The 25,756-nt window shown below is 35.7% G+C and carries 21 protein-coding genes, 1 tRNA gene and 1 other annotated feature; of the genes, 13 read left to right on the top strand and 9 right to left on the bottom strand.

Going from position 1 to position 25,756, the window contains the following annotated elements; genetic code table 11:
• Positions 1–33: 33 nt before the first annotated feature.
• From QE109_RS06605 to QE109_RS06590, 4 genes are read right to left on the bottom strand one after another with little or no spacing between them, the layout of a single operon-like run.
• Positions 34–1,713 carry an amino acid ABC transporter ATP-binding/permease protein gene (locus QE109_RS06605; RefSeq protein WP_281093633.1) on the bottom strand — a complete coding sequence of 560 codons (1,680 nt, stop codon included), beginning with the start codon at positions 1,711–1,713 and terminating at the stop codon, positions 34–36.
• Positions 1,700–3,394 carry a thiol reductant ABC exporter subunit CydD gene (cydD, locus tag QE109_RS06600; RefSeq protein ID WP_281093631.1) on the bottom strand — a complete coding sequence of 565 codons (1,695 nt, stop codon included), beginning with the start codon at positions 3,392–3,394 and terminating at the stop codon, positions 1,700–1,702. The genes QE109_RS06605 and cydD overlap by 14 nt, the downstream gene beginning before the upstream one ends.
• Before the next feature lie 16 nt (positions 3,395–3,410).
• On the bottom strand, positions 3,411–4,424 hold the full coding sequence (gene cydB, locus QE109_RS06595) for a cytochrome d ubiquinol oxidase subunit II (RefSeq protein WP_281093629.1): 1,014 nt from the start codon (positions 4,422–4,424) through the stop codon (positions 3,411–3,413).
• The gene (locus tag QE109_RS06590) at positions 4,418–5,809 is read right to left on the bottom strand and encodes a cytochrome ubiquinol oxidase subunit I (protein ID WP_281093628.1); all 1,392 of its coding nucleotides are present in this window, start codon (positions 5,807–5,809) and stop codon (positions 4,418–4,420) included. Before QE109_RS06590 ends, cydB begins: the two co-directional genes overlap by 7 nt.
• A gap of 288 nt (positions 5,810–6,097) precedes the next feature.
• Here QE109_RS06590 and QE109_RS06585 point away from each other — a divergent pair, with 288 nt between their 5' ends.
• Positions 6,098–7,063, top strand: coding sequence for a calcium/sodium antiporter (locus QE109_RS06585; RefSeq protein WP_281093627.1), 966 nt, complete (start codon positions 6,098–6,100; stop codon positions 7,061–7,063).
• A 24-nt stretch (positions 7,064–7,087) separates the two neighbouring features.
• Positions 7,088–9,007 carry a BMP family ABC transporter substrate-binding protein gene (locus tag QE109_RS06580; protein ID WP_281093626.1) on the top strand — a complete coding sequence of 640 codons (1,920 nt, stop codon included), beginning with the start codon at positions 7,088–7,090 and terminating at the stop codon, positions 9,005–9,007.
• On the opposite strand, the gene QE109_RS06575 is transcribed toward QE109_RS06580, so the two are convergent.
• Positions 8,994–9,575, bottom strand: a complete 582-nt coding sequence (locus QE109_RS06575) for a metallophosphoesterase family protein (RefSeq protein ID WP_281093625.1) — start codon at positions 9,573–9,575, stop codon at positions 8,994–8,996. The genes QE109_RS06580 and QE109_RS06575 overlap by 14 nt on opposite strands.
• 101 nt (positions 9,576–9,676) lie before the next feature.
• Here QE109_RS06575 and QE109_RS06570 point away from each other — a divergent pair.
• Positions 9,677–9,751 (top strand) — tRNA-Thr (locus QE109_RS06570).
• A gap of 120 nt (positions 9,752–9,871) precedes the next feature.
• Here the strand turns inward: QE109_RS06570 and QE109_RS06565 are convergent.
• The gene (locus QE109_RS06565; RefSeq protein WP_281093624.1) at positions 9,872–10,048 is read right to left on the bottom strand and encodes a hypothetical protein; all 177 of its coding nucleotides are present in this window, start codon (positions 10,046–10,048) and stop codon (positions 9,872–9,874) included.
• A gap of 159 nt (positions 10,049–10,207) precedes the next feature.
• Here QE109_RS06565 and QE109_RS06560 point away from each other — a divergent pair, with 159 nt between their 5' ends.
• Complete coding sequence (locus tag QE109_RS06560) at positions 10,208–11,125, top strand: aldo/keto reductase (RefSeq protein ID WP_281093623.1); 918 nt, start codon at positions 10,208–10,210, stop codon at positions 11,123–11,125.
• Positions 11,126–11,171: 46 nt separating this feature from the next.
• Here the strand turns inward: QE109_RS06560 and QE109_RS06555 are convergent, their stop codons facing one another.
• Positions 11,172–12,368: a hypothetical protein gene (locus QE109_RS06555; RefSeq protein WP_281093622.1), complete on the bottom strand. Its 1,197-nt coding sequence runs from the start codon at positions 12,366–12,368 to the stop codon at positions 11,172–11,174.
• Between the two features lie 137 nt (positions 12,369–12,505).
• Positions 12,506–12,721, top strand: a binding site (T-box leader).
• Positions 12,722–12,780: 59 nt separating this feature from the next.
• Here QE109_RS06555 and QE109_RS06550 point away from each other — a divergent pair.
• Positions 12,781–14,766, top strand: a complete 1,986-nt coding sequence (locus QE109_RS06550) for a class I tRNA ligase family protein (RefSeq protein WP_281093621.1) — start codon at positions 12,781–12,783, stop codon at positions 14,764–14,766.
• An 88-nt stretch (positions 14,767–14,854) separates the two neighbouring features.
• On the opposite strand, the gene QE109_RS06545 is transcribed toward QE109_RS06550, so the two are convergent.
• Positions 14,855–15,298 (bottom strand): hypothetical protein, encoded by a 444-nt coding sequence (locus tag QE109_RS06545; protein ID WP_281093620.1) that lies wholly within the window; start codon positions 15,296–15,298, stop codon positions 14,855–14,857.
• Between the two features lie 138 nt (positions 15,299–15,436).
• Between QE109_RS06545 and QE109_RS06540 the strand changes: the two genes are divergently transcribed.
• Positions 15,437–16,222, top strand: coding sequence for a serine/threonine-protein kinase (locus tag QE109_RS06540; RefSeq protein WP_281093619.1), 786 nt, complete (start codon positions 15,437–15,439; stop codon positions 16,220–16,222).
• Here the strand turns inward: QE109_RS06540 and QE109_RS06535 are convergent.
• On the bottom strand, positions 16,219–17,514 hold the full coding sequence (locus tag QE109_RS06535) for a 6-phospho-beta-glucosidase (protein WP_281093618.1): 1,296 nt from the start codon (positions 17,512–17,514) through the stop codon (positions 16,219–16,221). The two genes, QE109_RS06540 and QE109_RS06535, sit on opposite strands and share 4 nt — an antisense overlap.
• 202 nt (positions 17,515–17,716) lie before the next feature.
• On the opposite strand from QE109_RS06535, the gene QE109_RS06530 reads away from it, so the two are divergent.
• The 7 genes from QE109_RS06530 to QE109_RS06500 all read left to right on the top strand — a co-directional run bounded on the left by QE109_RS06530 (position 17,717) and on the right by QE109_RS06500 (position 25,755).
• The gene (locus QE109_RS06530; protein ID WP_281093617.1) at positions 17,717–18,478 is read left to right on the top strand and encodes a DeoR/GlpR family DNA-binding transcription regulator; all 762 of its coding nucleotides are present in this window, start codon (positions 17,717–17,719) and stop codon (positions 18,476–18,478) included.
• 42 nt (positions 18,479–18,520) lie between these two features.
• On the top strand, positions 18,521–20,143 hold the full coding sequence (locus QE109_RS06525) for a GGDEF domain-containing protein (RefSeq protein ID WP_281093616.1): 1,623 nt from the start codon (positions 18,521–18,523) through the stop codon (positions 20,141–20,143).
• Between the two features lies 1 nt (position 20,144).
• Entirely contained in the window at positions 20,145–20,858 is a 714-nt protein-coding gene (locus QE109_RS06520) for a GntR family transcriptional regulator (protein ID WP_281093615.1), read from the top strand.
• A 179-nt stretch (positions 20,859–21,037) separates the two neighbouring features.
• Positions 21,038–22,843, top strand: coding sequence for an NAD(P)/FAD-dependent oxidoreductase (locus tag QE109_RS06515; protein WP_281093614.1), 1,806 nt, complete (start codon positions 21,038–21,040; stop codon positions 22,841–22,843).
• Positions 22,840–23,835 (top strand): NAD(P)/FAD-dependent oxidoreductase, encoded by a 996-nt coding sequence (locus QE109_RS06510; protein WP_281093613.1) that lies wholly within the window; start codon positions 22,840–22,842, stop codon positions 23,833–23,835. Before QE109_RS06515 ends, QE109_RS06510 begins: the two co-directional genes overlap by 4 nt.
• Entirely contained in the window at positions 23,828–24,205 is a 378-nt protein-coding gene (locus QE109_RS06505) for a DUF1667 domain-containing protein (RefSeq protein ID WP_281093612.1), read from the top strand. Before QE109_RS06510 ends, QE109_RS06505 begins: the two co-directional genes overlap by 8 nt.
• Complete coding sequence (locus QE109_RS06500; RefSeq protein WP_281093611.1) at positions 24,202–25,755, top strand: FGGY-family carbohydrate kinase; 1,554 nt, start codon at positions 24,202–24,204, stop codon at positions 25,753–25,755. Before QE109_RS06505 ends, QE109_RS06500 begins: the two co-directional genes overlap by 4 nt.
• Position 25,756: the final 1 nt, after the last annotated feature.

Raw genomic sequence — 25,756 nt, 5'->3', positions numbered from 1 at the left:
TGTAGGCGCTTATTTTATAGTGTGCTCTAAAATTTATTTATTTAGCATAGATTGATAGAGTGGACATGTCCTTAGAAGGTGCTCATGTGTTCCTCTAGAGACCAGGTTGCCTTGGTCCATGACATAGATATCTTTCATCTGTTCCATGCCTGTGAGACGGTGTGTGATCCATATAAGTGTATGGTTTGTACTTTCAAGTAGATTGTGCATAATTTCATTTTCTTTCTCGCGTTCAAGACCTGAGAAAGCTTCATCAAGTATTAAAAAAGGTTTGTCTCTTAAAAGTGCCCTTGCGAGTCCTAAGCGTTGTCTTTGACCTCCAGAAAGGCGTACACCATCTTCTCCAATCCATGGGTTTGTATCAGTCCAGAAAACTGGATCAAGGCCAGAGCGTTCTAATGACATGTTAAGGTCTGGATGATCTTCTTTAACAAATAAGTTTGAGATAAATCGATCGTTAAAGAGATAGATGTCTTGATTTACAACACTAAAATATTCAGCAAGATCATGATAATTTGCTTCATCATAAAATCCGCAAAGCAGAGCTGCCAAAGTGCTTTTACCAGAACCAGAAGGTCCTACAATTGCAATGTGCTTACCTGTTTCTAAAGTGAAACTCGGAAAATTTATTTTGAAATCAGAATGTTTATAATTAAAATCAATTGTATCATAATGAATTGAACTTAGTTGATCCTCTTCATCCCTCAAAATTTTAAAAGCATGATTGTTTGATGCGCTTGGTGGATTAGGTTCACTAGAAGTAAAAGAAACGATATTGGCAGCACTTACAACACATGCATCAGTTTTTATAAAAAAATTAAGTACAGTAGGTGCTGCTTCATACAAACTAAAAGTGGCTAATACAAATGTAGCTAACCAAACGCCGTCAAGTGCCTTATTTTGAATGAGTATGATCCCTACAATAATCAAGATTAAGATGTGTAAATTGATCAATATTTGTTGCAAATTGCTTGAAATAATATTTACTTGATTCATCGCTGTACATATTTGTTCTGTTTGCTGAGCTTGTTTGTTGACGGCGTTACGTTTAGCTAGTTTAGTACCATGCCATTTTAGCAAACTATGGAAATCAACATAACTGGAAAAGTCTGAATGATACACCTTTTTTGCCATTGTAAATTGGTGTGAAGTACTTTTGGTGATACGATTGATGATCCAAGCAACCCCTATAGTTGAAATCGGATAAAACACAAAAAAGAGCAGTGCTTGTATTTTATGGAGTTGCCATAAACCAACTGTTGCAATTAACCAGATCAAAATAGAACTCAATAAAGGTAAAATACCTCTCAGAAAATAATCTTGTAAAGTTTCTATGTCTAAGGTTAGAAGGTGAAAAGCATTTTTTCGGTTGAGATTAGTGATCATTTCACCAGAAAGTCTGCTGACGCTTTGGTACAGCTTTATACGCAATTGACTAAGGTATAAAAAAACTGCATTATGCGATAGAAGTCTTTCGACATAACGGAAAACTGCACGTCCAATACCTAAAAATCGCACGATTGTTATAGCAAGCATGATTTCTGCTATGGATGGCATCAGTGCTGAAAAAGAAATGATGTATGCAGAAAAAGCCATTAATCCAGTGGAAAAAAGTACAGTTAATACGGAAAAAAAAGTAGCATAAATAAGTGGTTTTCGATGTTTAATAAATAAAAGTGAATATAACGCTTTTAGAGGGTTAACGGTTTTCATACGCACCTCCATCAAGCGATACGGTATCATGGCAAAGTGATAAGGTCGTTATATTATGCGTTGCAATCACCAGTGTTCTCATGTATGAGATGCGTTTTAATGCCATAAGAACCTGTTGTTCACATGTTTTATCAAGTGCACTTGTTGGTTCATCAAGAAGAATGATTTCAGTTTCTCGTAGGCAAGCCCTTGTAAGAGCAACTAGTTGCTTTTCACCACCACTTAGTGGTTGAAAACCTTCACCAACACAGGTCATAAGTCCAAGTGGAAGACGATTGATCACTGCATCAAGACCAGTTAGTTTACTATATTTAGTAATCATTTCTTCATTAATATTTGGTGCATCAAGTTTTAAATTATATAAAAGGGTCCCACTTAATAGGTTACTTTTTTGGGGCATATATGTCATGGAGTTGATTAATGTGGACTCATTATAATCAGATAAATGTTTATCTTTGAAATAGATTGTTCCTTCTTTTGGTGTGAGTTCACCTAATAATAATTTAAGCAAAGTGGTCTTTCCAACACCACTTTTTCCAACAACTCCAAATATTTGTCTATTAGGAATTGCCAAAGATAAATTTGATATAATTGGTATATCTTGCACATAATAAAATGAAATGTTATCTAATTCGAAGAGCGGTGTATGATCATTGATGTTGAGGTTTTCAGTACCAGAATCCTTATGCTTTGAGATGATATTGTCTATATTTATTGTGTGATTTTGCGTGTAAGTCGCAATTAAAGTTTTAAACTCACTAGAGATGTTTTTGGCATTCATCGAACTATGAAATTTCAGTCCAAGTTGTCGTAATGGTTGGAAAAACTCTGGTGTCAATAACAATACAGCTAAAGCAGGAGCAAAAGACAGCTCACCATATAGAAGTCTTAAACCAAGAGATACGGCAATAACAGCAGTGCTAATCGTTGTGCAAAGTTCAAGTGCAAGTGCAGAGAGAAAAGTAATCTTCATTAAATTAAATGTTTGCTTTCTATAAGCCTCACTAATTCGGCTGACATTTTGTGCTTGAACTTTCTCTTTTTGAAAATACCGTATAGTGGGCATTCCCTTTAGTAGATCAAGTAAATGACCATTCATCCTTTTTAAAGTGAGCCATTGCTTTTGGTTTTCTCCTTCTGCATTTTTACCGATAAGGATCATAAATACTGGAATCAAGGGGGCTGTAACCATCATGATTAGACCAGAGATCCAATCGAGATAAAGTGTATAAGCCAATATAAGAGTAGCGTTTATGAGCATAAATATAAGGTGAGGTAAAAATTCAGCATAATAGGCATCAGTACTTTCAACACCTTCTGTTGCAAGTGTTGTTATCAGTCCTGAGATAGGTTGATCATCATCTTCTATATCATCTAATCCCTCTACCATTGATGTGAGTTCAGTTCTAAGAGAAAATTTGGCAGCTGAAGTTTGTTTCCTATTATACCACTCAAAAACTCCTTGGAAGAAGGGTCTTAACAGCAAAACCATAAACAGTAGTCCAAGCGGTGATAAAACTGACTGTATAGGAAGTCCCTTTAGGAAGACTCTGTTGATGACACTTGAAATTAGCAGCGCTTGCGCGATGGCAAGCACTGCTAAAGGTAACGCTAATAAACCGTTGAAAACAATGTACTTTTTTATTGATTTTATCTTTTGTATCAAGAATTTATCTATCATATTGCCTCGATATAATTTAGTAGTTTACATCTTTTAATGTCATACGCGCTTTAAAAACCCTAAAAGTCCAGTATTGATAAGCTAGGATAAAAGGGAGTAGTGTAAGTGCAATAACACTCATTACTTTAAGTGTATAATCACTTGATGCAGCATCAATTAAGGTTAAATTGTTGGCACTGCCTAAACTTGAAATCATCGCATTAGGAAATAATCCTGTGAAAAGAGCAGTCATAGTTAAAGCAATCACTAGAAAGTTTAGCAGTAGCGTTATCTTGATTTTACCACTTCTAAACATTAAATAGGATATAATTAATATGATACCAGAACTAATCAGTATGATTCCTGAAAGTAGAGATGTGCCTTTTAGAGATACATAAGCGGTCACAATGAAGAGTACGTATGCAATTAATGCAAAAATACCTAGTTTTTTCCCAATTTTCAAACTGTTTGTCTCTACGACGCCACTCGATTTATTGGCTAAATATACAGCGCCGTGAAATACAATAAACAAGCAGCCATAAAGGCCAGCAGCAAGTGTAAAAGGTGTTAAAAGGTCCCAAAAACCACCTACGTATTCCAATTTGCCATTAGCTATTTCTATAGGCGTACCTCCTATAAGATTTGCAAAAGCAACAGGTAGTAAGATCGCATTGATTAAACTGGAAAGAGAAAGTGCAGTATCCCAGTTATCTCGCCAAAATCGCGAATCACTTTTATTCCTAAACTCAAAGGTAACACCACGCACAATTAAACTTGCGAGTACTATAAATAGAGCTAGATAAAAGCCACTAAACATTGTAGCATACCAATATGGAAAGGCTGCAAACATTGCACCGCCAGCTGTAAGTAGCCAAACTTCATTTCCATCCCAAACAGGACCTATTGTCCCAATGGCGATTTGTCTTTGTTCGTCACCCTTTGCTACAAAAGGCAGTAGGATGCCAACGCCAAAATCAAATCCTTCTAAAAAAATGAAGCCAGTAAATAGAATGCCTATTAAAAGAAACCATAAATTAGTCAAATTTACCATGTGATTAGCACCTCACTTTCGGATTTTACAGATTCATCAATATCAGCAAAGCCTTTTTTAATATAATTCACCATCAAGGTGACATCAATTAATGCCAATATACCATAGAGTATTACAAATCCGATTAAACTTATTAGCATAGAAGTTGTTCCTACTGAACTTGCAGTTGTTAAACCATCTTGTAGCGTTAACAAGCCTTGTACAACCCATGGTTGTCGGCCAACTTCTGTAAAGATCCATCCAAATGTGTTACAAAGATAAGGAAGTGGCAGTAAAACTGCTAAAAGGATATAAAACCAAGCATGCCCTGTCAATTTTTTTGCAAAGATGACTGTCATTAACATGATCAATAACATGAAACTACCGGCATATACCATTATTCTAAAACTATAGTACATGAGCGTAACCGGAGGGGTGTAATCTCCAGGACCATAAGTTTGTTCATATTCTGCTTGTAAATCGTTGATACCTCTAACAGTTGCGTTTGGATCGTTAAATGCAAGTATACTTAAACCATACGGGATTTCAAGAGAGATCCCATTGGTTTTTCTTTTTTCATCAATGATCGAGAAAATGCTAAACGGTGCTTGTTCAGTTGTATCCCACAGTGCTTCAGAAGTAGCGATTTTCATAGGTTGATATTTTGCAATGTATTTGCCTTGACCATCACCTGCCCAGACGGATACCAAAAGTGCAATTAATGCAAACAATGCAACGGGTCTGATGAGTCTTTTAAATACATCGTTTTTCTTATTAATTAGTAAATTGATGGCGCTAATTGCTAGAACGAAAATAGCACCTGTTGCAAAACCAGAAGCTAAAACATGTGGAAATTGGACCCAAACATGCGGGTTGGAGATGAGTTCAAAAAAGTTTGTCATCTCAGCGCGAGGGCCAAATGCACTTTCTCTTAAAACAAACCCTGTAGGTGCTTGCATAAAAGAATTTGCAATAATAATCCATAGTGAAGATATTGAGGCAGCAATAGCAACAATCCATATAGTTGCTAGGTGTAATTTGGGGGAGAGTTTATCTCGTCCGAAAATCCATAGTCCTAAGAAAGTTGATTCAAGGAAGAAGGCAGCCAATGCTTCGATAGCAAGTGGTGCTCCAAAAACATCTCCTACGAACCTAGAATAATTTGACCAATTCATACCGAACTGAAACTCTTGAACAATCCCTGTAACAACACCAAGTGAAAAGTTGATAAGAAACAGCGTTCCGAAATACCTTGTTAAAGTATCCCACCCTTTATCTTTGGTTTTGTAATATTTGTACTGCATCCAAGCAACTATAAATGATAGTCCAAGTGTAAGCGGTACAAATAAAAAGTGATAAATGGTCGTTGCTGCAAACTGCAAACGTGCTAAAGTCAATAAATCCATATAAATACCACCTGTCTTTCTTTTTTGAGTATATACTCCGCGATATTTATACCCTAATAATATTTACATAACACACTAAATTTTATTTAGTTAACATGTGTCAGCTTAGTCATTGTTTGAAATTAGCAGCCGGTGGTATATCAAAATATAAGGAAAATGTACTAAAATCAAAGCATTGGCAATCGTGAAATTTGTGTTACAAATGTTAGTTTATTGAAAATATACTTGATTACATCAGCAAATGTGTGTACAGTAATTATATTATTTATTTTGAAGGAGTATAATTTGATGATGTATGTTTTGCTAATCCTAGGCTTTTTACTATTGATAAAAGGCGCAGATTATTTTGTAGATGGTGCTTCAGGAATTGCGAAGTATTATAGAATTCCTCCAATTATAATTGGATTGACGATAGTAGCTTTTGGTACTTCTGCCCCTGAAGCAGCAGTTAGTATAAGTGCTGCACTCAAAGGAAGTAATGGAATTTCACTGGGAAATGTTCTTGGAAGTAATATTTTTAACATATCTGTGATTATAGGGATCACATCATTTTTGAGTGCGCTTAGTGTTCAAAAACAAACCATAAGAAAAGAAATCCCCTTTACACTTTTAGGGGGTGTAGCGCTTTTGGTCCTTGCAAATGATTCAATATTAAATGGTACAAAACAGATGGTGATTAGCCAATCTGACGGTATTATATTACTACTTTTTTTTACAGTGTTTTTATACTACATTGTAGAAGCTGCACTTAATAGCAAAGAGCCTCAGGATAATTTTCTACCAGAATCTCATAGAGAATCTTTAAAACTTGGCCCCAACTTAGTTTATACACTTGGTGGAATGGCGGGTATAATTATAGGTGGGGAACTTGTCGTTAGTAGTAGTGTGAAAATTGCTACGAGTTTTGGTATTAGTCAAACGATTATAGGTCTTACAATTGTTTCGATAGGTACTTCGTTACCAGAGCTTATAACAAGTATTACAGCTGCAAGAAAAAAGAATACAGATATCGCTGTTGGAAATATAATAGGAAGCAATATTTTCAATGTGCTTTTTGTTTTAGGAATTTCGGCGTCGATACACTCAATTGTTGTAGAGCCTAAGCTAATCATGGAACTTTTTATCAATATTATTTTGACAGTTGTTTTATTTATCTTTTCTAGGACGAACAACAAGATAGTTCGTGGTGAAGGCGCTGTTTTTATATTGTTTTATGTAGTTTACATGGGTTATTTACTAGCAACCAATTTATAAAGCCCAATTACGGAGGTGGCTATTATGGCAATGACAATGACACTTCGCGAATATTATGAAGATGCCAAATCAAAAGGAAAAAAAGAATACAATAGATTTAAAGCCCGAGGTAAATCGGGGCACTTAAGTTCACTTGATGGACTTTTAAAAGATGTAGATATCGTAGGCACCGTGTCTTTGGGAAATTATGAAATCCCGCTTCATAAAGTAGTAGGAACTTATTATCATGCTCGGCGGATGCTATTTTCTAAGAGTTTTTTACCCCTTGAATCAGATACAAGTGAGTTTGGATTGAAATGGATCGAGGTTTGTAGAGCACATTTGGAAGAGGGCATTAGAGATTCAATAAAAGTTTATGAGTATCTAAATTTTTATTATGTAATGGAAGGCAATAAACGCGTCAGTGTACTTAAATATTTTGATGCGGTTACTGTTCAAGCTGAGATTATCAGATTAATTCCAAAATTTGATCCTGATGATGAGGATATTGTTAATTATTATGCCTTCTTAGAGTTCTTTGATGTGACTAAACTCGTGTCTATCTGGTTAAGTAAACCAAGACGATTCAAAAGGCTATTATCCTATTTGGAGGAATATGCGCCAGCTGATATTCTTCCAGAAAACAAATACATTCATTTTCAAAAGTATGTATATCACCCTTTTAGAACGATTTATTTGGAAGCAGGTGGAGAAGCACTTCCAATGACAACAGGTGATGCTTTTCTCCTTTATGCTAAACTGTATAAAATCCCTGATTATTTAGATGAACAACAAATTAGGGCAATTATGCCGAGTTTGATTAAAGAACTCACAAATTATGGAGAAGAAGAGGAAGAATTAGACATTGTAACCAATGCTGATGATATGGAAAAGGCAACAATTTTTGATGCGTTAACCTCTTTTATTGCACCTAAAAAAATCAAGGTTGGATTTGTCTATGCGAGAAACACTCAAAGTTCAGGTTGGACATATTCTCATGATTTGGGTAAAAATTATGTAGAAGAAGTTTTTAAAGATCAAATTACAACTGGGGTTATTGATAACGTTCCAGAAGATGATAGTGCCTATGAGGTTATCAAGTCATTTGCTGAAGATGGTAACTACGATGTAATCTTTACAACTAGTGAGGTTTTTAGAAAAGCAACTTTAAAATGTGCAATTGAACTGCCAAAAGTAAAGTTTTTTAGTTGTTCAGGGAATAGACCATATGTTCATATGTCAAATTATTTTGGACGAACTTACGAACCAAGATTTTTAGCGGGTATTATTGCTGGTGCCATGACTACTTCTAATTTAATTGGTTATACTGCTACAGATGCCAGCCCAGAAGTGATCAGTTCAATCAATGCTTTCGCAATTGGAGCCAAACTAGTAAATCCCAAAGCAGAGGTACTGGTTGCATGGACAGGCGAATGGAATAATCCGAAAAAGAGTACAAATATCAGTGAAAAACTAATTGAGATGGGTGCAGATATGATTAGTAATAAAAATCTAATTGTACCTAGAGAAGTAACCTGGGATTATGGTGTATATGCGATGTTATGCGATATCAACCCAGAAACTAAATTGCCAAACAACTATCTCGCAGCTCCTATTTGGAAATGGGGTAAGTTTTATGAGAAGATGATTTCTAGTATGCTAAATGGTACTTATCAGCGCATGCTGGCAAGCACAAATCAATCGCAAAGAATCATCAATTTTTGGTGGGGACTTGATGTAGGTGTTATTGATTTATATGCAGCAGAGGAATTAATTCCCCGCGATACAGTTAAACTCTTGAAATTAATGAAAGAGATGATTATGTCTGAACAATATCACCCTTTCATTGGTCCTGTATATGATAACAACGGACAACTTCAAATTGAAAAAGACGTTATCCCCACTCCAGAAGAAATCATGAGTATGGAATGGTTTGCAGATAATGTAAAAATCATAGTTCAATAATTTTATAGTCAAATGCATTGATTATTCTAGTTTCATTATATTGATGCTCACGTTCACAAATACCATAATTCAAGTGTTGGTGACCGTGTATCATAACAGCAGGCGCATACTTGTCTAGAAGCTTAAAAAAGCTTTTATAACCCGTATGCGCTTGATCTTTTCCATCACCAATCCCAAACACTGGGGCATGTGTCAATAAGATATCGATCCCTTTTCTGTATTTAAACTTATTTTTAGAAATTCTTCGCGACATTTCTAGATCGGTAAACTGTAATGGTCCACCGTTGTAAGTCATACAACCACCTAGACCAGCAATTCTAAGTCCATTGAATTCATATACTTTATCATCAATACATTCGCATCCTTCAGCAGGTTCTCTAAGTAAAGTTCTGTCGTGATTGCCATGTACATAGAGTAATGGTTTGTTAATCATCGTTACAATATATGATAAATAATGCGCTTTTAAATCACCTGCAGACAAGATAAGATCAATATCTTTAAAGCGACTTGGATCAAAGTAATCCACTAAGTATCTACTTTCTATATCTGAAATTGCCAGTATCTTCATAATACCTCCAACTTTAAGTATGTATTATTGTATCACAACATTAAAAGCTTTTAAATACTTGACAAGGATTGATCATAAGGCGTAAATTATGAGTATAGTATGCTGATGTGGCTCAGTGGTAGAGCAGCGCACCCGTAATGCGCAGGTCGTGAGTTCAAGTCTCACTATCAGCTCCAAAAAAGATGTACATCATGAAATTTGGACATTTTGTCCTTTGATCGTGATGTACATCTTTTTAGTTAGTGTGGTTATCTTTTAAATAAATTTGGGTCTAGTAGGTTTACTACCAATAACTTCTACTGCGCAACTCGCATTTTTAATAGAAACCGAATCTTTCCTTTTAAGCGCATCACCTTTGCATCATAGTTATCGATAACTAAAAGTAATCCTGTACCATTTAGTACAATGTGGACATCATTGTTTTCAGCTGTACAACAGTTGTTTGTCCCACAGATAATTTGCCTATGTTTCATTTGATTGGGCGGGAAGTTATTGATTCTGCTGACGTATTAAAGATATTAGTTTCCCGTGTCTAAGACACTGAACTAATTATAATAGGTTTAACTTAAAGTAACCTTAAAGCAATGAGAGAAGTGTGATATAATTTCATATGATAAAAAGTTGGAGGCAATATGAAATATAAAAAAATAATGGGATTAGATACAGAAGTTTCTGTAATTGCCATGGGCTGTATGCGCATGGGTGAGCTCTCAATAGAGGCGTTAGAAGGCTTAATAGAAAAGGCATTTAACTTAGGAATCAATTTTTTTGATCATGCAGATATCTATGCATCAGGTAGATCAGAACAATTATTCGGTGAAGTCCTTAAAAAAAGACCTGAGTGGAGAGAGAAGATGTTGATTCAATCTAAGTGTGGTATCCGAAAAGGTTACTATGATCTCTCTAAAGCGCATATAATTAGTTCAGTTGAAGCTAGCTTGAAACGTTTAAACACAGATTATCTTGATGTACTTTTGCTTCATCGTCCTGATGCACTTATGGACCCAGTAGAAATTGGAGAAGCTTTCGAAACCTTGTATAAACTAGGTATGGTCAAGACTTTTGGCGTTTCAAATATGACACCTGGACAAGTCGCTTTAATTCAAAAAAATTCGCAATATCCGCTTATTTTTAATCAACTACAGTTCAATGTGGTGCATGCATCCATGATAGACGCAGGCATACACGCTAATATGAAAGAGATGCCATCTCTAGATCATGATGGTGGTGTGTTGGATTATTGCCGTTTGAACAATATCACAATACAGTGTTGGTCTATTCTTCAAGCTTCTTGGGAAGAAGGGACATATATCAATCATAAAGATTACTCTGAGCTTAATGATATGCTTGAACGTTTAGGGCAAAAATATGGGCTTACCAAAGCGGCAGTGGCAACTGCGTGGATATTGAGACATCCTGCCGGCATGCAAGCTATAGCTGGGACCACATCTCAAGAAAATTTAGAAGCAATCTGCCAAGCTTCTAATGTAAATATTTCTAGAGAAGATTGGTACAAATTATACACTTCAGTCAATCGCATATTACCGTAGAGATGTACGGTTTAAAAACCATGTATAATGTAAATACATGGTTTTTTTATACCCAACGTGCCACCATTTCTTCACCTATCTTTTTTAAACGACTATGATGCGTTAATCCGGTAAAATGATTTTTTGATATTTTTCTAATATAAGACTTATCAAATGAATTGCGATGCATCTGTATGGCATCTGTAATCAGAAAGTTCATACTTTTTTCAAGAAGAAGGGTGAGGTTTGATTTTAATTTTATATTTTGAGTAGGGATGTTTAATAATACATTACTAGACAGTAGACATAGTTTTTCAACATTTTCTGCCAAAGTTTCTCTAGTCTGGCCAAAACTAAACAAAGTTCGGTGTGAGACAAATGCATCAGAAGTCATATCCTGCAAATCATCGGCAAGTTGTAGGACAATCCCATAGCCAGTAAGAAAATCAAATTGATCTGTGTCAAGCTTTCCTAATACAAGATAGCCATCAGCTATAACAGATGAGGCACCTTTTTCAAAAGAAATTTTGCTGATTTGACTGATATCAAGTTGGCTGTATTGTTGCTTCATACTTTCCTTTTGACATGCATGAATAAGGCATAAGCTTTCATATACCAATGGATATTGTTCTCTGCTGTATTGAGATTCAATAAGAGAAACCATATCATAGACATCAGTGTATTGGGGAGAAGTTTCATTACCTGTTATCCCATTGAGTCTATTGCCTAGAGCTTCAATGAACTGAAATTTTTCTTGCTTAGATAATGTTGAATCATCGAGTACATTGTCTGTAAGTGGATAAAGCATACTATAAGCAAACATCGCATCTGTAAGTTCGATTTTATGATCACACATCATTTGTATTGCGATCATAATCCAAACATTTCTAAGTGCTTGAAATATACTCTCATTGTCCATTTGTGGCCATTTTAGTCGAACTCTGGAGATAAATGCTTCAGTTGCTTCAATATAGTTGCCTTTTAATGAATCATCCATTTCGCCTATGTCAAATTGCAACCATAATCGAATAAGTCTATCAATCTCAGGGTCATCTTTGAACTTAGTCAAATCATAGTCTGAATTTGCAACGGGCCTAGACAGCTCACTTTTTGAAATCTTAATCAATTGCTTTCTAATGATATAAAAATGATAATAGCGTTTTAGGACAGATATAGGCTTAAGAGATCTTGTTATTTTATTTAATTTATCCCAACTTGACAGATATTCATCAATGGATGTGTTGAACCTTGACACCAGCAACATATAAGACTCCTTAGATTTGGTTAATATTTTTTTCTACTATATATATTATTAACATATAAAAATTGGAATTGGGTTAGAATTATGATAAAAAATAGGCATACTTGACAAATGTGACTAAAACGCATATACTTTCATCATCAAAAGCCGTGAAGAGAAGAGTAGTAGAGTATAATTCGCACAGAGAATTCCGCTAGCTGAGAAGGAATCGATATTGACTTTATGAAACAAGACTCGGAGCTATATTTCGGATCAATTGTGATGAAATATCGGGAGTTCCCGTTATAGAACTTAGCACTATGCTGATGAGGCTTTTTAGCGAATTAGGGTGGCACCGCGAGATTATCGCCCCTATGGTCATGATGACTGTAGGGGTTTATTTTTTGTTATAAAGTGAGATAAATAGGAGGATTTTATGTATACACCAAAAAGGCCAAGGCCAGAGTTCCCAAAGAGGGCAGTGATTACTGCAGGTATGCCATATGGTAATAAGCCGCTTCACTTTGGACACATCGGTGGCGTGTTTATACATGCCGACACGTTTACTAGATTTTTAAAGGACAGAATTGGGGCAGACAATGTCATATTTGTATCAGGCACTGACTGCTATGGCTCACCAATCTTAGCAAGCTATAAAAAGCATATTGAAGAAAGTGGAGAAGACATTAGCATGGAAGACTATGTCTACCGCTTTTATAATCTTCAAACAAATGTACTTAAGTCCTATGATGTTCAACCAAGTTTATATGGAGCATCAGCTTTTGGAGAAAGTGCAAAAGTGCATAACAAAGTATCTGAAACACTATTTAATGCGCTTTACGAACAGGAAACGCTTAATGTGATGTCATCTCCACAGTTTTTTGATCCAATAGAAAATGTTTATCTAAATGGTCGTCAAGTTGTTGGGAAATGTCCTGTAGACGGATGTAAATCAGATAAAGCGTATGCAGATGAATGTGCACTGGGACATCAGTATATGCAAGATGAATTAATCGATCCTGTTAGTATTTTGTCAGGTGAAAAACCTGTACTGAAGGATGTGAACAATTGGTATTTTATATTGGATGCATACAGAGAGCACTTAAACGATATGGTTACAAAGATGCGAAAAGAGAGACATGTACGTCCAAATGTAATTAATACAATTGAAGAATTTTTGAAAACACCAGTCATATATGTAAAACGTAAAGACCATGAAGAACTGATCTCCAAGGAAATTGATTTAGGTGCAAATGAAATTCAGGATGATGGCAAAAAACCATCAGTGACATATGTATTTGAAGCACTTGAAAATAGAGATTTAGCACGTGTAAAGCTAGATACTGAAGGTATTCGTTATAGAACTGGAAAGACACTAGTACCATTTAGACTATCAGGCAATATCGACTGGGGTGTTCCTGTACCGTCACGCGAGGGTTTAGATGACCTAACATTTTGGGTGTGGCCTGAGTCACTGTGGGCACCAATTTCTTTTACGATAACTTATCTTAATAGCCTTAATCAACCGAGTTCTGATTGGTCGAAGTGGTGGTTGGATAAAGATTCAAAAGTGTATCAGTTTATCGGGGAAGATAATATTTATTTTTATGGGGTTGCTGAGATGGGCATGTTGATGGCTTATCTAGGTATTCGCCCTGATGATGGACGTAGTATAGAAGATGTTAATTTTCCACAACTTGTGGCAAACTGCCATTTGCTATTCTTAGATTCAAAAGCAAGTAGTTCTAGTGAAGTAAAACCTCCAATGGCTGATGAACTTTTAAATCACTATACCAAAGATCAACTGAGAATGCACTTTTTAAGCCTTGGTTTATCAAAAAAATCAGTGAGTTTTAGTCCAAAACCATTTGACCCAAATTGTCCTGAAGATGCGCCAGATGTCGTATTAAAAGATGGCAATTTATTGACAAATGTCTACAATCGTTTGTTGCGTTCATGTTTTTATACGGCTCAAAAGTATTTTGATTCTGTTGTGCCAAAAGTTGAGGTCAGAGAAGAAATTAAAGATATTCTTCACAAAGCGATTTACGATTATGAGCATAATATGGCAAGACAAGAGTTTCATCTTGTAATCTATACCATCGATGACGTAATTCGTAGCGTCAGTAAGTATTGGTCAAAATATATGAAACAAGCTGATGATCACGATAGTGATGAATTAAGGGCTCAAGTTGTAGCAGATGCTATATATGCAGCAAAATCTATTTTAACTTTACTTCATCCTATTACACCATCAACATCAGAATTTGTAAGAGAATACCTGAATTTAAACGAAACACTGTGGTCATGGGAACATATCTTTGATGACGTAACAGCGCATATGGATACTCCTGAAACACATAAACTGAAATTTATAGAACCAAAATTTGACTTTTACAAAAAAGATGAAAGTCAATTTTAAAACAATTGCATTTGAAAATAACGTAAAAAAGCTGACTTTTGTTTATAGAAGTCAGCTTTTACTCATTCATGAAATTTTTACTTTTAAATCAATCCTTAGCTTTCACAATAGATGGTAAACCACGCTCGTTTAAGAGTGCCTCAGTGTCAAAAAGAGACCAATTTTTGTTAAGTGCAAACATGACAACTGCGTCGCGTTGATCTTTAACATATAGTTCAGATTTTTCAGCGAGTTTAAGTAACCTATTGGTTTCATCAAGAGCAAGTCCAAGCCCAAGCGCTAGCTGTAAAACTTTAGTTCTTGAAGGTTGTCGCTTGCCATTAAATAATTGATAACCATAGGATTCACTGATCATAGAGAGCCTTAAGCAGTCGGATATTTTCATATCTCGTACTTCCACTAAATGATAGAGATAATCGTTAAAATTCTCTGCAACTACACTGTGGCTGTGCGTATCTAAAAAAGCGTCTATATCCGAACTTTTAATCAAACTTTCTGCTAAGATTTCCGTTGATGGCTTTTTCTTATCCATATAGTCTCCACTTCCTTAATACACCTATTATAGCAATGGAATTACATGGATACAACTGGAAGTCAAAAAACTGTGCAAATTGCATAATAAATCGTAAGAAAAGTAAGGTACAATGTTTTTAGAAGGCAAGCGGCGCTATTGAAAGAAGGTAGATTTGTGGATTTAAACGACTTTCAAAAGAGTGTAGAATTTGATTTGTGCTCCAGCGGATTAAGTGACACTCTTCTTGAATCATATCATATCCGTTCACTGATTAGTTCAGGTTCGAGAAGTACTATTTATCTGTTAAAACGTAAAGAAGATGAATCTTCATTCGTTTTAAAGGCCATAACGCAAACCCCAAATCCGATGCAAGACCTGAATGCAATGGCGCCTGTTCATTGCCGAGGTTTTAACCGAATCGAGAAAAGTACGCAAACAAGTCATTTCCTTTATTATGTGAAACCATATATTCAAGGGATGACACTTTATGATTATAAACTTAGCAATGGGGCATTAACACAGTACGAAACGTTGAGTATACTTTATCAAATCGTTAATGCGCTGATGGCTTTAAAGAAATCAAGACCTAAACTCAAATATCGTAAAATTCTCCCTGAAGATGTGATTATAGATAGTAGGGGAAGGTGTACAATTATTGACCCAGAAAATATGGAAGTACAGGAATACTCACAAGATTATACAAGTGAGAGTGATCAAATCAATGGTATTGGAAATCTGTTATTATTTTTATTAGATCAATCTTGTACGCAGCACAAACAGCATAAAGAACATCATAAGGACAAGCCCAATCACTATAGGATAGATCAAGCTGTTTCCCTATTTTTATGGGCATGTTTGGCAAGTGGAACTGAACAAGGTATCAACACCTTAGAAGACGTGCTTGACAAATTGCTTGAGCTTACCAAAATTAAGATTACTTAATTAAGTCTAAAAAAAGTGTCGTTTGCTTTTTGAATTTCATCTAAAGCAGTTCTTAGATTACTACCAGATTGGATTAATGGGTGAATTGTAAGCGCATGTAGTGCTTTTGCGTAACTGTTTTCGAGAGATGCACTGATGACTAACCTTTCGTAACTTTTGAGTATTGAGAGTTCTCCTAGTGCAGTTTCAGTAAGCGTATTTACAGGTAGTGGTATAGCGCCACTCGAGGTGATCAGTGAGGTCGTTTCAATGACTGCATTATCAGGTAAGTTACATAGTATACCGTTATTTAATACATCTACGACCATTAGTGAATTTTTATCATTATAGATTGCATTTACAAGTTCACAAGCGGCTTCAGAATAATATGCGCCACCACGGTTTTCTAACTGTGGTGGTTTTTTATCGCATTTTTGGTCACGATATATCTCGAAAAGTTCAGTTTCAACTTTTTTCACGATTTCACCACGTGTACCATGTTCTTTGAAATCTTCATAAGCATGGTTATACATGTCACCTTGCATATAAAAATAAGAGTGATAATAGCAAGGCATTAGACCACTTCCTAATATCTGTTCAATTGCATAAGGCGTGTTGCCAATATTTTTTGGATTAAAAGAATCATCCATCATTAATTTAGGTAGCAAGCTTTGAAGTTGGTCTTCACCTTCGAAAACGATTTTATGTCCCCAAACATAGTGATTTAAACCTGTAATTTGCATAAAAAAGTTATCAGAACCAAGTTGCCTTGAAACTGCCTTATGCATATTAACAGGTACATTACATAGACCAATAGTTTTAATAAAAGAATGATTTAATACCGCTTCAGTTATGATTCCAGCAGGATTGGTAAAATTGATTAACCATGCATTAGGGCATAGTCTTTCCATATCTTTTGCAATAGCTAAAATAACAGGGATCGTTCGCATTGCTTTAGCAAAACCTGCCAAACCATTTGTTTCCTGACCAAGCATATGGTGCTTAAATGCAATTTGCTCATCTTTAATTCGAGCGTTGATTCCTCCAACTCGGAGTTGCGTGATGACAAAATCGGATGATGGCAATGCAATATCCCGATCATATGTTGCAGTGACTTTAACGTTGAGATTTGCCCTTTGAAACATCCTTTTTGTTAAGTCTAAGATAATACTTAACTTTTCAGCACCTTCAATTACGTCAACGAGACATAGTTCGGTAATGGGTAATTCATGATACCTTAATATAAATCCTTCAATGAGTTCTGGTGTATAGCTAGAGCCACCGCCTATTATGGTTATTTTTAAATTTTTCATATAAACTCCTTTGTAGAAAAATAATATTGTTTCTTTATTGTTTGATTATAAAACAGAAGCAAACAATAAAACAATAAGAAAAACAAGAAGAGTTTGTGATAATATATATATAAACAAGAAAACAAGAAAACAAGAAAACAAGAATAAGTAAAGCTGAGTGTATTAAGATTTAATGACTTTTAAATATAAGGAGGAAGCATTAATGACTGCAAGTGAAAGGTTAAGTGATATAAGGCAACGTGTAGAAAAACAAGGAACTGTACTGGTTAAAACGCTTGCAATTGAATATCGTGTTACAGAAGATCTCATAAGAAAAGATCTGAAGAAATTAGAGAAGCTTGATGTTGTCGACAGAATTTATGGTGGAGCGGAGAGAAAGAAAAATAAATTTCAAGCGTCAACTTTTGGTTATAGACTTGAGTCTCATGTGGAAGAGAAAGAGAAAATAGCTACAAAGGCAGTTAAACTTATAAGGCCAGGGAACTATATATTCTTAGACACGTCTTCAACTTCGTACTATATAGCGAAGTACATAGCTCTTGCAGAGATTGAAGTGACAGTAATTACCGATATGCTTGCTATTGTAGTTTTATTAAGTGACTATAAGTCTATTAAACTTATCAGCATTGGAGGTGAATATGATGCATATACAGGTGGTTTTTTTGGACCTGTTGCTTCATCACAAATTCACAAATATAAAACAGACTTGGCGTTCATCAGTTGTAAGAGTATAAGCGTAAAAGAGGGGTATCTTTTAGAAGGTTTCGCTGAAATTGGGAACCAAAAAAAAATCATATTAGATAACGCAAGTAAGAAAGTACTTGCAACTCAAAAGTCAAAGTACAATGACTCTGGCGTATATCGTTTTTATGAGTTAAAAGAGATAGACATCATTATAACCGAAGATAGTTTGGAGATGAATGTAGTTGAACAGTTAAAAGAACTTAAAATAAACATCTTTTAGTAGTATAATTGAAATAGAATAAATAATTTGGAGGAGGATCAGTTGAGGATAGGTACGTATATTAATAGTCTAATTGAGCAAGCGATGTCCAAGGCCTTTGAAGATCCCCAGTTCTCGTTCGAATTAGCACTTGAAGCGCAACAAGTAGCAATTGAATTAAATCTTGAAGTCGAAAGAGGAAAAGCACTTTTTCAAATGGCTTATGCTTGCAGGGTGATGTCAAAGCATAGTGAAGGACTAAATTATGCCTTTAAAGCATTAGAAATTATGAAAAAAGAACAACACATTCAAGGTATTTATAGAGCAAAAAATATTATAGGGATAATATATTTCTATTATGGCGATTTAACTGATGCGCTAGAAAATTTCATGAGCGCACTGGATTTAGTATCGGAGACAAATGACATTAATTTAAAAACTTCTATATTAAACAATATAGGTGAGGTATATAGAGAAGCTGGTGAGTACGAGAAAGCCAGAGTATATTATGAGCAAGCATTGTCACTTGCTCTCGAATTAGATCTAAAGTTCAATGCATCAGCAATATACCTTAATATTGGAGAAGTCCTCTATCAAGAGGGAAAATTTGAAGAATCAAATGTATTCTTGGAAAAAGGTTACCTTATTGTACTCGACGAGAATAGATTATTGGAGCAAGGGGAAGCTGAAACCAAGATTGGGCGCGCCTTCGTCGCACAAGGAAAATATATCGCTGCAAAAGAAACATTTTTAAGTGCTTTAGATAAATTGAAATCAGTTAACAATAAGTATTACATGGTTGATTTGTTGATGGAGATGGCAGACCTAGATGTTGCGGTGGGATTGAGTCCTTTAAGAAATTTAAATGAAGCCCTAGATTTGTCAATATTATCTGGAATTGAGAAGAAAATTGTAAAAATCTATGAGAATATTTCTTTTTATTATGAGAAAAAAGGGGATTACAAATCAGCACTTGAGTATTATAAGAATTTCCATTTGAAGCAATCGGAACTAGAAGCGTCAAATCTATCTAAAAGATTAGAAATTTTATCAGTGGAATTTAATTATTACAAAGAAAAAAGTGAGAATTTAAAATTCAAGAAATTAAGTGAAAAACTTGAGCGCGACATTGACACGTATAATAAAACACTTGAAAATGTAAAGGCTCAGAACCAGTCGTTACTAAAAGAAAGTCTTTATGATGAATTAACGGAAGTTTATAACAGACGTGGACTTGAAGTGAGCTATCAAGATTTATTCACCACGATGGATGAAATCTTGGGTTCAGTGTTCATTATTGATATTGATCGATTTAAAAACTTTAATGACACATGGGGACATGTAAAAGGCGATGAGTGTTTGAAAAAAATTACTGAGTCGTTAAATAAAAATATTAGTCAAGGAATCTTAGCGAGATTTGGTGGAGAAGAATTTGTGGTAATTACCCAATTAAAAACGCTAAGTGAAGCCACTAATTTCGCGCAACAGTTGAGAAAAAGTATAGAAAGCGAAAGCATACAAGCAGAAAAAAACGCTGATAAAGTGGTTACTATTAGTATTGGCGGTTATCTGGGTAAATTGACCAAAGATAATCTTATGAAGCATATAGAAGAAGCAGATAAGGAACTTTATATTGCCAAAGAAAATGGACGAAACTGTATATCCGTAAGAGAAGAGGCCAAGTAAAATGAAGCTCAACCGAAAACTACACATTCCCTTATATATACAACTTAAAGATCAGATTTTGATGACTATAAAATCTGATGATCATGCAATTGGTGATATGATTCAGAGTGAACAAGAACTGATGAAAGATTACCAAGTTGGTCGCGCTACAGTGAGAGAGGCGATTAATGAACTGGTGAAAGAAGGCTTTTTAGAAAAACAACAAGGTAGAGGCACTTTTATTAAAAGAAAAGAGACAAGTCTGGGTTTTGAGCCTCTTTTGAGTTTATCTTATTCTTTAAAGATGAGAGGTTGGGAGCATCAAAATCAAGTCTTAACAAAGTCACAAATAGACAATATCTTTTCAGAAAATCTAATAGTCAGTCCGAAACTTTTTTATTTTGAGAGAAATAGAACGATAGATGGACATCCCCTTGGACTTGAAAAGTTCTATTTCAGACCCGAATTTGAAGCGCTTATAGCTGATTATAACCTTGAGCATTCTATCGGAAAATTGATCTTAGAGATATTGAAATTACCGATAGAGAAGTTAACACAGGAGGTCACAATCCTCAAAGCAACTCAGGAAGAAGCCCAAATGTTAAAACTAAACACAGGAGATGATTTGATGTTTATGAGACGCTGGCTTTATGTCAAAGGTATCGAAGGTGTCTATCAATACTACGAGTTTAAAGTGCCTGTTGGTGTCTCCGCATTTCCTGCTGATTTATTATAGTGTAAGTAGAAATTTGATAGTTGTAAGTGATGAGCCGCTGTAGATGATCGTATAAAGATTATTTATATCGGCTTTTATTTTGTCCTATTTACTAAATAAAATAGATATGATATGATTAATTAAACGTCCGGACGACCGGATGAAAATAAAGTTTTCATAGAATTTGCGAGGTCAAGTAGATGCAAAATCAAATGTATGGTAAAAGAGATATTTATTCAAGTAGAAGACGAAACCAACAAAGGGCAAAACTTGAAAAGAAACTGAAAAAAGTGATAGATGGTAGTATCAATTGTAGTCTATATATGGATTCAGTTAGAATTACTGGACAGGTAGATACTTGGCAGAAGGTAGTTAAGGCTGGTCAAATAGCTGCAAAAACAAATTTTAAAGAAGTGATCAACGACATTTTTTTTAAAGAAAATAGTCAGAATATTCAGTTTAACGAGCGATTAGCAAGTACTGCTCGCTATGAAAACTGGGATATTGCCATCATAGGTGGAGGGATCATAGGTTGCGCCATAGCGAGAGAACTTTCGAAATATGATTTAAAAATATGTATCATTGAAAAAGAATACGATGTCGCAATTCACGCTTCCTCTAGAAACGACGGTATGATTCATCCTGGAATTGCATCGCCACTAGGTTCTTTAAAAAGCAAGATGAATATAAGAGGTAATGCACTCTATGAAAAAGTTTCAAAAGAACTTGAAGTGCCGATCAACTGGTGTGGTTCTTCAATTCTTTTTAAAACAACATCGAGCAAACTAATCTGGCCATTTTTTTGGATTAAAGCGAAGTTGATTGGACTTAAGGGTCTAGAATATATGCCTAAAAAAAGTGTGTATCAACGTGAACCACATCTTTCAGAAGGGGTAAAGTGGGGTGTTTTGTGCAAAAGAGCAGGTGTAACCTCTCCTTATAAAATGACTGTGGCATATGCTGAAAATGCGATAGAAAATGGCGTTACTTTGAAACTTAATGCCAAAGTGATTGGTATGAAAAATATAAATAAAGATGCCACTTTGATTAATAAGGGTGAAATTTCAGAAATATATGTTCAGGATCAAACTGAAAAATATACGATTAAGCCCAAAATCGTGATCAATGCTGCAGGAGTCTATAGTGACCTCGTCGCTGAAATGGCAGGAGATCGGTTCTTTTCAATTCATCCAAGAAAAGGTGAGGTTGTTCTATTTGATAAGAAAAAAGCCGATTTGGTGAACGGAATTTTAGGGTTTATGGGAGATCGTAGTTCCAAGCACACAAAAGGTGGCGGCATCATCAAAACCTATGAAGGCAATATTTTAGTGGGTCCAAATGCACTTGAGACATTTGAACGTGATAACTATGAAACCAATCGGGCGACGATTGATGAGATGCTGAGACTCAAATTACCTCAGATAAAGGGTTTAGATATGAAAGATGATATCACATTTTTTACTGGAATTAGGGCATCCACCTATAAAGAAGATTTTATCATAGAGGCTTCAAGGCAACTCAAAAATATGATTCATGTTGCTGGGATACAATCACCTGGATTTGCATCAGCACCTGCAATTGCAGAACGTGTTGAAAAAATATGCGATAAAATGTACCTAGAATTGACAAGTCAAAAAATGGTACAGGATGTGAATTTTAATCCAAATAGAAAGGCAATACCAAATTTCAAGGAGATGTCTTTAGAGGAAAGAAACAAAATGATTGCTTTGAGGCCGGAATATGGCGAAATCATTTGTAGATGTGAAGAAATCAGTAAAGGAGAAATACTAGACGCCCTACATACACCCATTAAAGTAGACACAATTGACGGTGTAAAAAGAAGAGTACGTGCGGGGATGGGGAGATGTCAAGGTGGTTTTTGTATGCCGCTAGTGATGGAGATCATCCACTCGGAATTAGGCGTCTCTATGGACCAAATTACCAAGAAGTCAGGAGAATCAAAAATTGCTGCACATTTCACTAAAGACAGAGGTGAAAATAAATGAATTACTATGACAGTATCGTTATCGGCGGTGGGCCAGCAGGACTTGCTGCGGCTTATCAATTGAAAATTGAAGGTGCAAAAGTGCTGATCTTGGAAAGAGAAGCCAGATTAGGCGGTATTTTAAAACAGTGTATCCACGATGGTTTTGGACTGATTGAATTCAATAAAGTGCTCACTGGACCGGAGTATGCTGACTATTTTGTGAATGCTGTGAAAAGTACCAAAATTGACATAATGACAAAAACATTTGTAACCGATCTAATAAAGACGGAAAAGGGGTTTCATGTAACCATCGTAAATAGTCAAACGGGTGTACAAATCTTGAGTTGCAAAACCATTATCCTAGCAACGGGGTGCAGGGAACGCACAAACAAGCAACTATTCATTACTGGAGATAGACCAGCAGGTGTTTATACCGCAGGAACTGCTCAATATATGGTAAATATAGAAGGCTTGCTGCCATGTAATCGGTGTTTGATACTTGGCAGTGGTGATATAGGGCTAATCATGGCTAGGCGGTTAACACTTGAAGGCGCAAAAGTGATAGGTGTATATGAAGCAAAAGACACCGCTTCAGGACTGGCGCGAAATGTACAGCAGTGTTTACTTGATTTTGAGATCCCCATCTATTACCGAAAAACAGTGATAGAGGTGCACGGTAGAGAGAGACTTAAAAGCGTTACTGTTGCAGATGTAGATGAACAAATGAAGGTGATTTACGGTACTGAGAAAGAGGTTGTTTGTGATGGGTTGATTTTATCTGTGGGACTGATCCCAGAAAATGAAATAGCGGAGAAGCTCAGTGTAGCTATAGATCCTAAAACCAACGGGCCTATAGTAGATGGGCAGATGATGACCTGTATACCTGGTGTTTTTTCATGTGGGAATGCACTTAAAGTTTTTGATCTGGTAGACCATGTAACTGCAAATGCACGAATCGCTGCAAAAAGTGCATTAAAATATATTCAAAAGGAGAGTGAAACCGATGGATGAGCCTATGAATCGCATGATCTGTATCGTTTGTCCCAAAGGTTGTCAGATGATGGTTCAAAGAGATGCTAAAAGTGGGTCAATAAAAGTCACTGGCAATGCATGTGAAAAGGGGGCTTTATATGCAAGTGAAGAGCTATTACATCCTGTGAGGACATTGACGACGACGTTAAAGACAGATAATCCTATTCATCCAAGGATATCGGTTAAAACAAGTGGGGCAATTCCTAAAGAACAGCTTATACCTGCTATGCAGTTTCTTAACGACTTTTGCGTTGAAACACCAGTTGAAATTGGAACAGTGTTAGTTGAAAATTTACTGGGTCTCAATGTAGATGTCATCGCTACAATGACACTTAAGGAGGGAGAATGAAACGGTATGTGATTTCGATAGATTGCGGGACACAAAGTGTTCGTGCATTATTATTTGATCAACATGGAACGTTAGTTCACAAAGTCAAATCTGAATTCGAACCATACGTCAGTAGTGAGCCAGGTTTTGCAGAACAAGACCCTGACATTTATTATCATCACATATTAGCAGTACTCAAAAAACTTTCAGATGAACAAGCAGAGTTCATTCAATATGTCGAAGGCATGTGTATGACTGTTTTAAGAGATACAGGTGTTTTTTTAGATGAAAACTTAGGTGTTTTAAGACCTAGTATCTTATGGTTGGATCAACGTAAAGCCGTTTGTGACCAAGCACTTGCTTTATCGAACCAAGTTAAATTCAAAGTGACGGGTATGTCTAGGGCGATTGATATGACGCGCAAGTTATCTAAAACAAATTGGGTAAGGGAAAATGAACCCGATATTTGGCGTAAGACGAAGTACTTTGTTATGCTACCTGCTTATTTACAATATAAGTTAACGGGGATATTGGTAGATACTATAGGCAATCAAATTGGACATGTGCCTTTCGATTATAAAAAACAAAAATGGCCTTCAAATTCAAAAGATTACAGATGGGAGGTCTTTGGAATTGAATCGGATCAGTTGTGTCAGCTTATACCAGCGGGAAAAGTCATCGGCAATTTGCTCCCTGAGATTATCCAAAAAACCGGTTTGCCTCCTGGTCTTAAACTTATAGGAGGTGCATCTGATAAGGGGTGCGAAACCTTAGGTGTTGGATGTATCGACGTGACACAAGCGAGCTTGAGTTTCGGCACCACAGCAACGATCCAGACGACATCAAGACATTATTTTGAACCCCTTCTTTTCATGCCAGCATATCCAGCTGCTATACCAGGACGGTTTAGCCCTGAAGTTCAAATCTTTAGAGGATACTGGATGATCAGATGGTTTAAAAACGAATTTGCAGCACGTGAAGAACAAGAAGCAAAAAAAAGAGGAATCGCACCAGAAACTATATTAAATGAATGTCTGAAAAATATTCCACCTGGTTCTGAAGGTCTTATACTTCAACCTTACTGGACCCCTGGTTTAAAGCAACTGGATGCAAAAGGGGCTGTGATTGGCTTTAGTGAAGTACATACACGTGGGCATCTGTATAAAGCGATTATTGAAGGTATAAATTATGGGTTAATGGAAGGGCTTATTAAAATTGAGAAAAAATCACATGTGAAAATTAATCAAGTGATGGTGAGTGGTGGTGGCTCTCAATGTGATGAAATTTGTCAGATTACAGCAGATATGTTTAATTTACCAGTGCATAAAGGTGAAACTTATGAAGCTGCTGGCCTAGGTGCGGCAATCATCTGTTTTGTAGGCTTAGGCATCTACCCTGATTTTGAAATAGCCGTGGCTAATATGGTGCGCTATGCCAATATTTTTCAGCCACAGCCTCAAAATGCAATTTTGTACAATACGTTATTTAATAAAGTCTATTTGAAAATATTTAGTCACTTAAAAGATCTCTACTTTGAAATAGCACAAATTCAAAAAAATGAGGAGAAATAAG

Origin of the sequence: Fusibacter bizertensis (assembly GCF_029914245.1) — a bacterium.
In the GTDB taxonomy this organism is placed as follows: Bacteria; Bacillota; Clostridia; order Peptostreptococcales; family Acidaminobacteraceae; genus Fusibacter_C; species Fusibacter_C bizertensis.
The sequence above is the reverse complement of the archived record's forward strand: the minus strand, read 5'-3'. Positions and strand labels throughout refer to the sequence as shown.